Genomic DNA, 327 nt, shown 5'->3' on the forward strand with positions numbered 1-327 from the left:
GGGTGGCACGACTGGCGAAGGAGATGTTCGGCGTGCCGATGGTCAGCGTCTCGCTGATCGGCCGCGACCGGCAGTGGCGCAAATCGCAGATCGGCCTCGGGGGGAACGAGGCACCGCGCCAGGACTCGTTCTGCGACTACACCGTGGCGCAGGACCGGACCGTGGTGGTGGAGGACGCGAGCACCACCGACCTCCACGCCGAGACCCCGTGCGTGACCGCCGATACGCACCACCGCTCCAATGCGGCCCATCCGCTGCACGCGCCGGGCGGCGAGCCGGACGGGACGCAGTGCGTGCTCGACACGGAGCCGCACACCTACACCGACG

Annotated in this window: 1 protein-coding gene; it reads left to right on the forward strand. The window is 70.9% G+C overall.

What is annotated here, in order from left to right; all coding sequences use genetic code 11:
- A partial coding sequence (locus KVS71_RS17185) for a GAF domain-containing protein (protein ID WP_217585123.1) occupies window positions 1-327 on the forward strand: 327 nt, incomplete at both ends.

This window comes from Microbacterium sp. GbtcB4 (assembly GCF_019091465.1).
GTDB lineage: Bacteria > Actinomycetota > Actinomycetes > Actinomycetales > Microbacteriaceae > Microbacterium > Microbacterium paraoxydans.